At 71.7% G+C, this 13,855-nt stretch carries 11 protein-coding genes; 5 read left to right on the forward strand and 6 right to left on the reverse strand.

Annotated features, from left to right (window positions below):
* Window positions 1–188: 188 nt before the first annotated feature.
* Together eccD and BLW14_RS18490 are read left to right on the forward strand one after the other, a co-directional pair.
* Window positions 189–1,658, forward strand: coding sequence for a type VII secretion integral membrane protein EccD (eccD, locus tag BLW14_RS18485; RefSeq protein ID WP_093708354.1), 1,470 nt, complete (start codon window positions 189–191; stop codon window positions 1,656–1,658).
* Between the two features lie 154 nt (window positions 1,659–1,812).
* Window positions 1,813–2,925 (forward strand): ADP-ribosylglycohydrolase family protein, encoded by a 1,113-nt coding sequence (locus BLW14_RS18490; protein ID WP_093708355.1) that lies wholly within the window; start codon window positions 1,813–1,815, stop codon window positions 2,923–2,925.
* Here BLW14_RS18490 and BLW14_RS18495 read toward each other — a convergent pair.
* The 4 genes from BLW14_RS18495 to BLW14_RS18510 all read right to left on the reverse strand — a co-directional run bounded on the left by BLW14_RS18495 (window position 2,913) and on the right by BLW14_RS18510 (window position 7,174).
* Window positions 2,913–4,505, reverse strand: a complete 1,593-nt coding sequence (locus tag BLW14_RS18495) for a sodium:solute symporter family protein (RefSeq protein ID WP_093708356.1) — start codon at window positions 4,503–4,505, stop codon at window positions 2,913–2,915. The genes BLW14_RS18490 and BLW14_RS18495 overlap by 13 nt on opposite strands.
* Before the next feature lie 434 nt (window positions 4,506–4,939).
* On the reverse strand, window positions 4,940–5,140 hold the full coding sequence (locus BLW14_RS18500) for a DUF397 domain-containing protein (RefSeq protein WP_107468444.1): 201 nt from the start codon (window positions 5,138–5,140) through the stop codon (window positions 4,940–4,942).
* Between the two features lie 210 nt (window positions 5,141–5,350).
* A complete protein-coding gene (locus BLW14_RS18505; RefSeq protein WP_093708357.1) occupies window positions 5,351–6,208 on the reverse strand; it encodes a helix-turn-helix domain-containing protein in 858 nt (285 codons plus the stop codon).
* A gap of 243 nt (window positions 6,209–6,451) precedes the next feature.
* Window positions 6,452–7,174 (reverse strand): GOLPH3/VPS74 family protein, encoded by a 723-nt coding sequence (locus BLW14_RS18510; protein ID WP_093708358.1) that lies wholly within the window; start codon window positions 7,172–7,174, stop codon window positions 6,452–6,454.
* A 194-nt stretch (window positions 7,175–7,368) separates the two neighbouring features.
* On the opposite strand from BLW14_RS18510, the gene BLW14_RS18515 reads away from it, so the two are divergent.
* The 3 genes from BLW14_RS18515 to BLW14_RS18525 all read left to right on the forward strand — a co-directional run bounded on the left by BLW14_RS18515 (window position 7,369) and on the right by BLW14_RS18525 (window position 12,503).
* On the forward strand, window positions 7,369–9,888 hold the full coding sequence (locus tag BLW14_RS18515; protein ID WP_093708359.1) for a D-alanyl-D-alanine carboxypeptidase family protein: 2,520 nt from the start codon (window positions 7,369–7,371) through the stop codon (window positions 9,886–9,888).
* A 192-nt stretch (window positions 9,889–10,080) separates the two neighbouring features.
* Window positions 10,081–11,907: an MFS transporter gene (locus tag BLW14_RS18520; protein ID WP_093708360.1), complete on the forward strand. Its 1,827-nt coding sequence runs from the start codon at window positions 10,081–10,083 to the stop codon at window positions 11,905–11,907.
* Window positions 11,904–12,503: a DNA topoisomerase subunit B gene (locus BLW14_RS18525; protein WP_093708361.1), complete on the forward strand. Its 600-nt coding sequence runs from the start codon at window positions 11,904–11,906 to the stop codon at window positions 12,501–12,503. Before BLW14_RS18520 ends, BLW14_RS18525 begins: the two co-directional genes overlap by 4 nt.
* On the opposite strand, the gene BLW14_RS18530 is transcribed toward BLW14_RS18525, so the two are convergent.
* Complete coding sequence (locus BLW14_RS18530) at window positions 12,487–12,963, reverse strand: flavoprotein (RefSeq protein WP_093708362.1); 477 nt, start codon at window positions 12,961–12,963, stop codon at window positions 12,487–12,489. The genes BLW14_RS18525 and BLW14_RS18530 overlap by 17 nt on opposite strands.
* A complete protein-coding gene (locus BLW14_RS18535) occupies window positions 12,956–13,828 on the reverse strand; it encodes a GNAT family N-acetyltransferase (protein WP_093708363.1) in 873 nt (290 codons plus the stop codon). The genes BLW14_RS18530 and BLW14_RS18535 overlap by 8 nt, the downstream gene beginning before the upstream one ends.
* Window positions 13,829–13,855 lie beyond the last annotated feature (27 nt).

Consider the following 13,855-nt stretch of genomic DNA (forward strand, 5'->3'; position numbering starts at 1 on the left):
TCAGTGCGGCCCGGAGAGTTGTGGGCCGGCACCCCCGTGGCAGCGACCTACCTCCGCGCGCGGATCATCCTAATGTAGGCACGGAAGGGGGCCCCGATAGGGTGACGCCCTGCGGGCGTACGACGGCACTGTGCCGACGCGGCCCGCTCTCAGCAGCACGGCGTGCAGCGAACGAGGGGACCCCACAGGTGAGTTCGACCCTGACAACCACCGGCTTCTGCCGCATAACGGTCGTGGCGCCGGACAGTCGTATCGACGTCGCCCTGCCGGACGACGTCGCCGTCGCCGATCTCCTCCCGGAGATCCTGCGGCTGACCGGCCAGGAGACACCCGCGGGAGCGCCTCCGGGATACCACCTGACCCGCCGCGACAACACGGTCCTGGACGCCACCCACACCCTGGGCGTCCAGCGCGTCCTGGACGGTGACGTGCTGCGGCTGCGGCCCTTCACCGAGTCGCTGCCGCCGGCCGTCTTCGACGACGTCGCCGACGCGGTGGCCTCCGCCGTCCGCCGCGACCGGGCCCTGTGGAGCGACCAGCTCCTCGGCGTCGCCGGTCTCTTCGGCGGGGCGCTGCTGCTCGTCCTCATGGGCTTCGTGGTCTGGTTCGCCGACCCGGTCCGGCACGACATGCACGGACTGCCGGGCATCGTCGCCGCCGCCGTCGGCGTCCTGCTCGCCGTGCTCGCCGGGATCCGCGCCCGGCGCTACGACGACCGGGCCTCCGCGATCGCGCTCGGCCTCGCCGCCCTGCCGCACGTCATGATCGCCGGGTCCGGGCTCCTCGCCCTCGACCCGGGCACCGGGATCGGACGCCTCCAGTTCATGCTGGGCTGCGCGGCGGTGCTCCTGGTCTCCGCCGGGCTCGTCGTCGCGATGCCGACCGGCGACGCCCCGTTCGTCGCCGTCGTGTTCGCCTCGGCGGTCGGCACCCTCGCCACGTTCCTGTCGATCGTCACGGAGGCCGCACCCCGCGAGGCGGCCGCCGTCTGCGCCGTCGTCGCGATCGGCCTCATCGCCTTCCTGCCCGGCCTCTCCGCACGGGTCGCCCAGCTGCCCATCGGCTACGCGGCCCCGCGCCCCGCGACCGACGCCGACCTCGACGGCGAGCCCGGCCCCGGCAGCCCCGAGCCCGTCGACACCGAACGCATCGCGGCCCGGGCCCGGCGCGGCCACGAACTGCTGCTCGGCCTCGTCGGCGGCTGCTGCGTCGTGGTGGTCGCCTCGGCCGCCGTCCTCGGCTTCTCCACCGACACCTGGGGCCGCACCCTCGCCCTCGTCGCCGGAGTGGCCATGCTGCTGCGCGCCCGCCTCTTCCGCTACACCTCGCAGGTCGCCGTCACGCTGAGCGCCGGCATCGCCGCCCTGGGCCTGCTGGTGCTCGGGCTCTCCCTCAACCCGCCGGCCGACGCCGTCGTCAAGCTCCTGACCGAGAACGACCGGGGCCCGCTCGACATCCGTACGCTGTGGCTCGCCGCTGCCGTCACGGCCGGCGCCGCCCTGCTGACCGGCATCGCGCTGATCATCCCGAAGAAGGGCCTCTCCCCGTTCTGGGGTCGCATGTCCGACCTGGCCGAGGTCCTGCTCCTGCTCGCCCTCGTCCCCCTCTGCCTGGCCGTCCTCGACCTGTACTCGGCAGCCCGGTCCATGACCAGCTGAGCACCGGGCCCGACGCGCCTGCGGGGCCAGACGCGCCTCGGAGCCGTACAAAACGTTCCGTCTCCTCGGACGCCGGGCCTGTTCGATTACAGTGCTGCGCAGTTACCGCACAGTCGCACAGGGGAACGAGACGACGGCATACGGGAGTGGCGCGGTGAGCACAGGGATCACGGCCGTCTGGGGCCGGGCCGAGCAGCAGGACTTCCGCAGCCGGGTCCGCGGGACGCTCCTCGGCGGGGCCCTCGGTGACACCCTCGGCGCGGGTGTCACCGCGCTCACCCTGGAGGAGATCCGCGCCGCCCACGGGCCCGACGCCGTCACCGACCTCGTCCCCGCCCACGGCGCCCGCGGCACCGTCACCGCCGCCACCCAGCTCACCCTGTTCACCGTCGACGGGCTGATCCGCGCCCAGGTCCGCCGCGACACCGGCGCCTGGCACCCGCCCACCGACGTCCACCGCGCCCATCTGCGCTGGGCGGCGACCCAGCGCGACTGGGGGCCCGACGAGCGCCGCAAGGACAACGGCTGGCTCGCCGGGCAGGAATGGCTCTACGCCCGCCGCGACCCCACCCGGGAATGCCTGAACGGCCTCGGCGACGACATCATGGGCACCCTGGACCGGCCCAAGCACCCCGCCGCGCACGACGCCGCCGCGCTCACCCGCTCCGCACCGTTCGGGCTGCTCGTCGGCTGGGAGCCCCGGCTGGTGTTCCAGCTCGCCGTCGAGTGCGCCGCGCACACCCACGGCCACCCCACCGCCCTGCTCTCCGCCGGCGCCTTCGCCGTCCTCGTGCACGGCCTGGCGCGCGGCGAGACCCTGGACGGCTCCGTGCAGCACGCACTCGGGGTGCTCGGGGACCGCCCCGGCCACGAACCCGTCACCGAGGCGCTGCGCCGGGCCCTCGGCACCGTGCGCCAGGGCATCCCGGGGCCCGCGCTCATCGAGTCCCTGGGCGCCACCGACTCCGCCGACGAGGTGCTGGCCGTCGCGGTGTACTGCGCGCTGGTCGGGGAGGACGTACGGCAAGGGCTGCGGCTCGCCGTGAACCACGGCGGGCCCTCCTCGGCCACGGGCTCGCTGTGCGGGGCGCTGCTGGGCGCGATGCACGGCGAGACCGCGCTGCCGCCGGACTGGGTCGCCGAGCTGGAGGGGCGGGCCACCCTCCTCGAACTCGCCGACGACTTCGCCATGGAGATGACCCAGGGGCCCGCCCTGCACAGCCCGGCCTCCGCGGCTCCGGGCTGGCTGGCCCGCTACCCGCGCTGAGACTCCCCCTTCGTGCCCTCCGCGACCGGGGCGTCCTGCGGGCCGCCCTGCGCCGGGACCGCGGCCGCGCCCGACGTCCCGGGGCCGTCGCCGTCGGCGTTGATCCGCTCGATGAGCGCATCCCGTTCCGGGGTGTCCTCCGGGCGTACGAGGCCGATCACGACGTACAGCACCAGCGAGACGGCCAGCGGCAGCGCCACCTGGTACTGGAGCGCCACGCCCTCCTTCACCGAGCCGTCCAGGTCGTAGTTGGTGAAGTAGAACGCCAGCAGACCCGCCGCCCAGCTGGTGAGCGCCGCCGTCGGCCCCGACCGGCGGAAGGTGCGCAGCAGCCCCAGCATGAACGGGATGGCGATCGGGCCCATGAGCCCGGCGACCCACTTGATGACGACGGAGATGATGTCCTTGAACGTGGGCGAGTTGATCTGCGTAGCCAGCGCCATGGACAGCCCGAGGAAGCCCAGCGTGGACAGGCGCGCGGCCAGCAGCCCGGCCCGGCTGCTCCACTCGCGGGCCGCCTTGGAGAACACCGGGGCGATGTCCCGGGTGAAGACTGCCGAGATCGCGTTGGCGTCGGAGGAGCACATGGCCATCGTGTGCGAGAAGAACCCGACGACCACGAGTCCCAGCAGGCCGTGCGGCAGCAGCTGTTCGGTCATCAGCGCGTAGCTGTCGGAGGCGTCCGGCTTCTCGGCGTGGACGAGCAGCGGGGCGCACCACATCGGGAAGAACAGGACCGTCGGCCACACGAGCCACAGAAGGGCGGAGAGCCGCGCCGAACGGGTCGCGGAGGCGGCGGAGTCGGTGGCCATGTACCGCTGGGCCTGGTTCCACATGCCGCCGTTGTACTCGAAGGTCTTGATGAACAGGAACGCCAGCAGGAACGTCACGGTGTACGGACCGGCCGTGGGCTCGGCGTGGCCCTCGGGCAGCTTGTCCCAGACCGTCCAAAGGGTGCTGAAGCCGTCCAGCTCGCGCATGACGGTGATGAGCATCGCGAGGCCGGCGAGCAACTGGATGACGAACTGGCCCAGTTCGGTGAGCGCGTCCGCCCACAGGCCGCCGACCGTGCAGTAGACGGCCGTGATGATGCCGGTGATGAAGATGCCCTGGGTGAGGGAGATCCCGGTGAAGACGGACAACAGGGTCGCGATGGCGGCCCACTTGGCGCCGACGTCCACGATCTTCAGCAGCAGCCCGGACCAGGCCAGCGCCTGCTGCGTGGGCACGTTGTAGCGGTTCTTCAGGTACTCCAGCGGCGAGGCCACGTGCAGCCGCGAGCGCATCCGGTTGAGCCGGGGCGCGAAGAGCTTCGCGCCGATGCCGACGCCGATGGCGATCGGCAGCGACCAGGTCACGAAGGACGTGACGCCGTACTGGTACGCGATGCCGGCGTAGCCCGTGAACATCACGGCGCTGTAGCCCGACATGTGGTGCGAGATGCCGGACAGCCACCACGGCATCCGTCCGCCCGCCGTGAAGAAGTCGCTGACGTTGTCCACACGCTTGTGGGACCAGAGCCCGATCGCGATCATCACGCCGAAGTAGCCGATGAGCACGACCCAGTCGAGACTGTTCATGTGTCCCCTCCCGGGGTCCGCCTTGTGAACGGGATACGCACTTCGCCAGTACGGCCGTCTCAGCGGTGTCCCCGTGCGGGAGCGGGGACTTCGGGGATTGAACCGTCTGTGCGGGGCCTCGGTCAAGGACTCCTTCGGTCAGAGATGTGAACACAGGTCAGTAAGCCGAACGATTTTGCCTGTTCTTGACCCACGGGAGCGTTGTCGTGAACGTGACGGCGGCCACACGATGAGCGGGCGCTTCGCCAGGCTGTGGGCGCGTGCAGGCACGAAAAAGACCGCACGGGATGCGGGTCCCGTGCGGTCGAGAAGGAGGGGAACTGCCCGAGGAGAGGCCGGCCCGGAGGTGCGAAAAGCCCTCTCGGCCAGGACGGCGGGCCGGTCGAGAGGGCCTGGCCCGGGCCGCGGCGCGCCGCGGGCCGAACCGCTCGGTCTCAGAACCGGGCGGTCCGGGTCACGTCCGAGAGGAACGCCGACCAGGTCTTCGCGGAGAAGTCGAGGACCCCGCTGCTCACGCTCTTCGAGTCGCGGACCAGCAGTGCGTGACCCTCCGCCGCCTTGACCTCCACACAATTCCCATTCGCGGAATACGAGGACTTGGTCCACTCCGCCAGTGCGTCCTGCCGAATCACCATAATGACTCCGATGGTTGTGCCGGTCGTTGGGCGATGCGCCCAGCCGCTGCGCCCAGCGACTTGTGAAGGGACGCTACGCCGCAACATCATCGGACGTGAGCGGCGTTCACTCGTTCGGATGACTTGCGCCGCTATGGTCTTCCGGCACGGCCTTGTGGAGGTGTACCTTCCGCGCCGCCTTCCAAATCCCTTCGGAGGAGACCGAATTGCTCACGCTCCGCAGTTGTCCGCCGTCTCCAGAATGAACGCGCGGGACTGCTCCGCACTCAGCGCCTTCGCGCGCAGGTGTTCGTACATCACCGCATAGCTCTGGACGTCGGGCGCCTTTTCCAGATACAGGTCGCTCGTGATGCCTTCGAGGTAGACGACGCTCGCGTCCATGTCCTCCTGGAATTCCAGGATCGTGTAACTCCCGTACATCCCCGGGTGCGCGCCGACGGTGTACGGCAGCACTTGGAGCGTCACGTGGGGCAGCTGGCTCAGCTCCGCCAGGTGCCTCAGCTGGTCCGCCATGATCTGCGGGCTGCCCACGACGCGGCGCAGTACGGCCTCGTCGATCACGGCCCAGAACCGCAGGGGTTCGACCGGATCGGTCAGCCGGTCCTGGCGCTTGATGCGGATCTGGATGCGCTTGTCGATCTCGGTGGGCGTCGCCTCCGGCCACATCCCCTCGATCGCCGCCTGCGCGTACTCGCGCGTCTGCAGGAGGCCCGGGACGATCAGCGACTCGTACACCCGCAGCGACGCCGCGTCGGTCTCCAGACCGATGTACACGCTGTACGGGATGTCGCCGAACGCGTGCCACCAGCCCTGCTGACGCGAGTCCTTGGCCATCTGCATCAGCGAGTCGACGACCCGGTGGTCCTCGACCTCGTACACCCCGCAGAGATCGCGCACATCGCGCTGGCTGATCGAACGGCGGCCGTTCTCCAGGCGGCTGATCTTCGACTGCGAGACCAGCAGCCGCTCCGCCACCTCCTCGGCCGTCATTCCCTTGACCTCGCGCAGTCGGCGCAATTCCTGACCCAACCGGCGTCGCCTGACGGTGGGATTGACGTTGGACGGCACGGAAACGGCACCTCCGGCTATGTAGCTGTGCGTATCTACTGCTGAGCAGATTGCCACCCGTGCCCCCGGCCGCGCTGGGAAACGGCCACACAAAGCGGCGCGGGGCAGTCGGTGGTATCGACTGCCCCGCGCCCTGGTGCGGCTCCCGAACCGGGTCTGAGGGGACGACGGTGCGGCGTTGTGCGGTTGTTGACGCGATGGTGCGAGTGGTGCGAGTGGTGCCCGGGGTGTGCGCGGTGCGGCCTAACCGGCCGCGGTGTGCGCCATGCTGCCGCGGTGTGGCTGCGACTGCACTTGCGGTTGCAACGGAACGCCGGCCGCCTGGGCGCGGCGCGGCTGCGCGACCGCCCCGTTCTGGACGTCCATCACGGCGTGTGCCACGAGGCCGCCCATCGGGTCGTGCCGGATCAGGTCCCGGAGCCGGGAGCGCGATGAACGCCCCTCGTTCCCGGGGTACAGGTGCTTGCCGAGACCGACCGCGTGGGCCAGTGCGGCGAGCGCCGCGGTCCGCGGGTCCGGCGGTACGCCGGTGCGGATCGCACTGTCCAGCCGGGCCCTGATGTCCCGGCTGATCGCCGTGTCCGTCGCCTGGTAGCGAGTCGTCGGCAGCACCCCGCACATCTGGCCCGCGACGGCATGCACCATGCCGCACCGCTCCAGATGAGCGAGGTAGATCTGGCGGAGCCCCAGCCGGGGTCCGCCTATCCAGTGGACGGCCCGTACCGGACTGCCGCGCCTGCGCAGCAGTTCCAGTGCGGAGTCCAAGGTCGGATCTCCTGTCGGCCGTGGCATCACCACGGCGATACGATCCCCGTCAGGGGCTATCCGTCCTGCCAGGGCCAGCTCTACTAGCTGGGCTCCGGCGAGGCCGAGGTCGAGCGACTGCGGCTGCGCTGTGGTACCCGTGGCCGGGTCCAGAGCGAGCAGCAGAAGCTCCTCCGGAATTGTTCTGCGGCTCCTGCCCATCCATGCCTCCCCGCGTGGATGAATGACAGGGTGACCCCTCTCACATCTTCCTGTCGAGGGTGCCTGGTTGCTTTGTACGGGAACCAGTAGGTATGTCGTTCTCGTCTAGCAGCCCGGCCAAGGGTTCACACGGGACACTGGTAGATGGTTCGGACAGCGCGGGTGGTTCCCCGCGCCGCATGGAGGAGGCATCGGTGGCGGGCGAGTCCCCCGACAAGTCGGAGCAGCAGCAGTCGTCGGGAACGACTCGGAACGGGCGCGATCCGCGGCTCGACGTCTTCCGCGAACCGGAGCCCCCGGAGGAGTCCGGTACGGGAGCCGGCTCCGCCGGTACGGGGTCCGGCGAGGCCGGTACGGGGGAGGAGCCGGCGTCCGTCGAGCCGGCCGGTGACTCGGACCGCGATGCGCGTGCGGATGACGCTGCGGCGTCGGAGCCCTCGGGGGCCACGGAGGGCCCTGAGAGCGCTCTGAGTCCCGTGGACGCCCCGGAGGAGCCCGACGACGCCCCGGAGGGGCCCAGCGAGGCGGAGGGGGCTGCTGAGCCCGAGGCGGACGGTTCCGAGGCGGAGGAGCCCGAGGCCGACGAGCGGAAGCCTGTCGCCCAGGCCCAGAGCGCTGAGGCCCAGAGCGCCGAGGCCGAGAGTGCTGAGGCCGACGCCGAGGTTGCCGAGCCCGAGGCCGCCCCCGACGCCGAGGTTGCCGAGCCCGAGCTCGAGGCCGCCCCCGACGCCGCCGCCGAGCCCGACGCTGCCGACGACGAGCCCGAGGCCACCGAGCCCGACGAGGACGACTCCGCTGCCGAGGCCGCCAAGTCCGAGCCCGACTCCCCGGAACCCGCTCCGGAGGAGGGCGACGCCCGCCTCCGGGCCGCCGTGGCCGCCTGGGTCTCGGAGACCGACGATGGCAGCGACGACATCGGTGACGGCGACGACGGCGACGACGCCGACGAGCAGCCCCGCGTACCCCGTTCCCGCGACGAAATGCCGGCCGCCGAGCCGGACGAGACGCCGGACGCAGCCGCGAAGCCGGACGCAGCCGCGAAGCCGGACGCAGACGTCGACGCAGACGCAGACGCCGACGCAGACGCAGACGCCGACGAGAAGACGCCGGCCGCCGACGACGAGAAGCAGCCCGCCGCCAAGGCGCCCGCGCCCGTCGACCAGCCCACCGCCGTTTTCAAGGCCCCCCGGCTGCCCAAGGTCGACCAGCCGACCACCGCGCTGAAGATCACCAGGTCCCCGTCGGGCCAACCCGTCGCCGCCGAGACCGAGTCGCTCACCGAGCGCACCAGCCGGTTCGTACCGCTGCGCTCCGACGAAGCGCGGCCCGCGCCCGCCCCGCGCAAGCCCGAGAGCCCCGCGCCGGCACCCGGCGCCCCCGCGGCTCTGAGCGAGGCCGAGCGGACCCGGCAGCAGCCCATGCCGCCCAAGCCGCCGCTCGACCTGCTCGCCGAGCTGACGAACACCCCGCCGCCGCCGGAGACCCCGGTCCGCACCGCGGTGCGCCGGGTCAAGATCTGGACGCCGCTGGTCCTCCTGCTGCTGCTCGTGTTTGCGATCGCGCAGATGGTGCGCCCGCTGCCGGACCCGACGCTGACGATGACGGCGAAGGAGACGTACAGCTTCGGGGGCGGCGAGCTGAAGCTCGACTGGCCGTCGCAGGGGCAGTCGGCGGTCACCGTGGACGGCGTCGGCTCGCTCGGTTCGTCCGGCGCGCAGAAGCCCGCGCCGATCGCCAGCGTCGCCAAGATCATGACGGCGTACGTGATCCTCCAGGGCCACCCGCTCTCGGGCAAGGACGAGGGCGAGAAGATCACCGTCGACCAGCAGGCCGAGGACGAGTCCAAGGCCGAGGACGAGTCCACGGCGCCGATCAGCAAGGGACAGCAGTTCACCGAGAAGCAGATGCTTCAGCTGCTGATGATTCCGTCCGGGAACAACGCGGCCCGTCTCTTCGCCCGCTGGGACGCCTCCTCGGAGGCCGCCTTCGTCAAGAAGATGAACGACGAAGCGAAGAAGCTCGGCATGACCCACACCACGTACACGGACCCCAGCGGTCTGAAGAAGACGACCGTCTCCACCGCCGCCGACCAGCTCAAGCTGGCGCAGGCCGTCATGAAGAACGAGGTCTTCCGCGAGATCGTCGACACCCCGCAGATCAAGATCGACGGCATCGACACGACGATCTACAACAACAACACCATCCTGCTGAAGCCCGGGGTGAGCGGGATCAAGACCGGTTCGTCCACGCCCGCCGGCGGCAACCTGATCTGGTCCGCCAACACCGTGGTGGACGGCAAGAAGCTGTGGATCTACGGCGCGGTCATGGGCCAGCAGGCGGGAACGGGCCAGCCGTACGACAGCCTCGTGATGTCGCTGGACAACAGTCTCAAGCTGATCGAGGGCGCCCAGGCCGCCGTGACCTCCGCCAAGGTGGTCCACAAGGGCGACGTCGTCGGCTACGTGGACGACGGCTTCGGCGGCCGGACGCCGCTGGTCGCCACCGCCGACCTGAAGGCGAAGGGCTGGGCGGGTCTCGAGGTGGAGCTCTCCGTCGAGGGGAACGGCAAGAAGATCTCCCGCAGCATGAAGGCGGGCACCGAGGTCGGCGTGGTCACCGTGGGCAGCGGCACCGGCAAGGTGAGCGCCCCCGTCGCCCTCAAGCAGGACCTGGCCGATCCGACCTTCGGCCAGAAGCTGAAGCGCATCGGCTGACCCGCCGGACCCGCTGTCAGGAAAGGCCCCCTGTGCCGCCCCGCAGCGCAGGGGGCCTTTCCGGACACCGCGCGTGGGCGCGTGTTAGCGTCCCGGGGGCAACGCGTGGACCCTGGAACGCGTCTTCCGGCCCATGAGACCCGAGCAGGAGAGCCGGCCGAGACCACGCGTCCGGGGACGGGGAGAGACGCAGTGACCACTGCCGAGCCGACACGGGCCGACGACGAGACCGCCGTCCCGGACCCCGCGCACACGAAGCGCGGCAGCGACGGCGAACGCACCCCGGAGCCGTCCGGCCGACTCGACGGCCTGAAGCAGCGGTGCCTGCGCCACCCGGTCCTGCTGACGACCGCGGTCGCCGCGGTCGCCCACATCCTGTGGTTCCTCTACTTCGCCAACAGCGGCGGCGACATCGCGGCCCAGGACGCCTGGGCCGAGTTCGTCGGCCGGCACCCGGGCACGGCGTACAACCTCGCCTGGTACGGGGGCATGCACCCCGTCTCGTACAGCGTGGTCTCGCCGTACCTCATGTCGCTGCTCGGTGTGCGGACGACGATGATGATCGCCGGCACCGTCTCGGCCGGGCTGACCTCGCTGATCCTGTACCGGGTCAAGGCGGTCCGTAACCCCATGGCCTGCTCGATGGCGGGCGTCTTCGCGTACCTGTGCAACGCCCTGTCGGGCCGGGTGACGTTCGGGCTCGGCATGATGTTCGCGGTCGGCGCGGCGGCGGCCGTGTTCTGCTGGCCGTACCGGTGGCGCTACAAGCGGTGGGCGAAGGCGGCCGTCGCCGCGCCGCTCGCCGGACTCGCGACGCTGGGCAGCCCGGTGGCGGGCCTCTTCCTCGGCGTCGTCGCGGGCGCGCTGTTCCTGAACAAGCGGCGCCCCGGCGCGTACGCCCTCGGCCTCGCGCCCGTCGTGGTGGTCGCGCTGTCCGCGTGGCTCTTCCCGTTCTCCGGCACCCAGCCGATGTCGGTCGCGACGCTGTCCGGGCCGTTCATCTTCGCGTGGCTCGTCTTCTTCCTCGTACCGTCCGACTGGAAGACCGTCCGCATGGCCTCGGCCGTGTACGGGGTCGGGACGCTGGCGACGTTCGTCGTGGACTCGCAGATCGGCTCCAACGTCTCGCGGATGGCGATGCTGTTCGCGGGGGTCGTCCTGCTGGCCGCGCTGCCGTACACCGCTCCCCGCTCCCGGAAGTGGTACGCGGTGGTCATCGCGTTCGTCTCGCTGAACGTCTGGATCGGCTACAAGGGCGTCGACGACATCGTCAGGACCGCCCCCACCGCCTCCTGGACCCGTTCGCTGGCGCCGCTCGTCAACCAGCTCCAGAAGGTCGGCGCCGAGCGGGGCCGGGTCGAGGTCGTCCCGCCGAGCAGCCACCGCGAGGCATCCGCGCTGCCGCGCTCCGTCAACCTGGCCCGGGGCTGGAACCGCCAGGCGGACATGAAGCGCAACCCGCTCTTCTACGACGACACCCTGGACCCCGTCAACTACCGCCAGTGGCTCGACCGCTGGGCCGTGCACTACGTGGTGCTGCCGCAGGGCGACCCCGACTACAGCGGCGCGCGCAAGGAGGCCGAACTCGTCGGCAAGGGCCTTTCCTACCTGAAGCTGATCTGGTCCAACAAGGACTGGCGGCTCTTCGAGGTGGACAGCCCGGTGCCGCTGGCCGACCCGCCGGCCACGGTGGAGCGCGCGGGCGAGGGCGAGCTGACGATCCACGTCAAGAAGGCGGGCCGGGTGCTGATCCGCGTCCCGTACTCGCGCTGGCTGGCGGTCGTCGACGAGGACGGCAACGGCGTGGAGCGCCCCCAGGAGACCGAGGAGTCCAAGCACCGCCAGGACCAGGACACCCCGAGGACCTTCGTCAACGAGAACGGCTGCCTGATCAAGATGGACGAGGACGAGGACGGCGACGAGTGGACGGAACTCCTCGCCCCACGCCCCGGCACGTACCGCCTGGGAGCCCCGTACCAGCTCCCGCCGGGCACACCGTGCCCGGACGAGCTGCGGTGACGGACGCCGTACGCGCCACCTGGCGCAACACGACCCACGACTGGGCGGCGGAGGTGGACCACGCCCACCTCGCCGCCGTCCGCCGGGCCCCGGAAACGTACGCCCCCGGCGGTGTACGCCACCTGATCCTCGAAGTCCTCGCGTATGCGGCGGACGAGGCGGAGTGCACCGGGGGCGGCCGAGCCGTCGTCACCCTGCACCCGGACGGCTCGGTCTCCGTCACCGACGACGGCCGGGGCACGGACACCCGCCTCGACGCGGCGGGCCGCCCGGTGAAGAAACCGGTCATGGCCACGAAGGACCTCCGCTTCTTCGACGAGCCCGACGCGCCGGCCCTCCCCGACGGGCACCCGCGCCGGGGCATGTCCGTCGTCGCCGCGCTCAGCGACCGCCTGACCCACACCAACCGCCGCGCGGCCGGCTCCTGGACCCAGCGCTACGAGCACGGCATCCCGGTCACGGACCTGGACCCGCTCCTGGACGACGGAACCACGGGCACCCGCGTCCACTTCCACCCGGCACCGGGCCTCGCCGCGGCGACCGGGACCGGGCTGACGGCGTGGCCGGACCACCTCACCGTCACGGTCGAGCGCTGACCAGCGCCTCCCGCACCGCCGCCCACGGGAACGGCTCGGCCTGATCCGCGGCCAGGAGCCGGACGCCCCATCCCCGCAGGGTCTCCACGGCGGGCGCGAACACCGGATGCGCGGCGAGCCTGTCGTTGGTCCACGGCACGACGATCACCGGGGTACCGCCGCCGATCGCGTCGGCGGCCACCGAGAGCGCCAGTGTGTCCGCTATGCCCGCGGCGAGCTTCACGACCGTGTTGTACGTGGCGGGCGCGACGACGACCGCGTCCGCCTGCGGCAACTCCACCGGATCATCCGGGGCGGACTCGCTGTGCACGGCCGTCCCGGCATCCAGGAACCGGAGCCCCACGGGGGTGGGGACGAGGTACGGGGCCCACCCGGCGTCGAGCGTGGCGGCGAAGGCGGGCAGATCCCTCGTGGGCCGCGATCCGCAGCCCACGAGGTGGACGACCGGCCGCTCAGCCATCCGCCGCTCCCGCCAGGTCGTACACCGCGAAGTCGGTCACGGGCCGGTAGCCGACGCGCTGGTACAGCCCGTTGCTGGTGGGGTTGGCGAGGTCCGCGAAGAGCAGCACCTCGTCCGCCCCCGAGGCGAGCGCGGCACGGCTGGCCTCGACGGTCGCGGCGCCCGCGTAACCCCGGCCCCGCAGCCCGGCCGGGGTGTAGACGGGCGCCACCCGGATCTGCCCGGCGACCTTCGCCGTCGTCCCCGCCATGGAGACGGGCACCCCGTCGGGGGTCTCCCAGAGGCGGATGAGCCCGTCTGCGATGTGCGCATCGGCCCAGGTCCCCGGGTCCCGGTGCCCGCCCCCGCCGATGTCCCGCACGAACTCCACGTACCACCGCGCCAGCAGCTCACGGTCCCCCTCCCCGGCGACGCGGGCCCGCCCCTCCGGCATCGGCTCGGGCCGCCGGAGCTCCCCGAGCCGGTAGAGCCGCGTCCGCTCGTGCAACCGCGGCTCCACCCCCGTACGCCCCCGCCACGCCTCCGCGAACGCCTCGGCCGTCCCGCTCTCCGCGTTGACCCCGGCCACGTCGTGCCCCACGTCCACCAGGTGCGCGACCAGCGACCGGGCCTCCTCGGCCGTCAGCGGCGTAACGGCGAGCGGATAGGGCGGCGTCCGAAAGTACGCCGCCCGCACCACCCCACCCCGCTCCAGCACCCCGAACACGGGCGCCTCGTCCCCGTACACCTTCGACCCCCGGACCCGCAGCCCCTCGGTCACGGTCAACGCGACGGTGTGCAACGCGGGCCGCGACCGGAGGAAGCCCCCGGCCCGGTCGAGGAAGGCGTGAACGTCGGCGGGCCGAAGCCAGGTTGAGGTATCCATGACTCATCCTCGCGCGACGGGGGCGGG

The organism is Streptomyces sp. 2131.1, from assembly GCF_900105515.1.
Taxonomy (GTDB): Bacteria; Actinomycetota; Actinomycetes; order Streptomycetales; family Streptomycetaceae; genus Streptomyces; species Streptomyces drozdowiczii.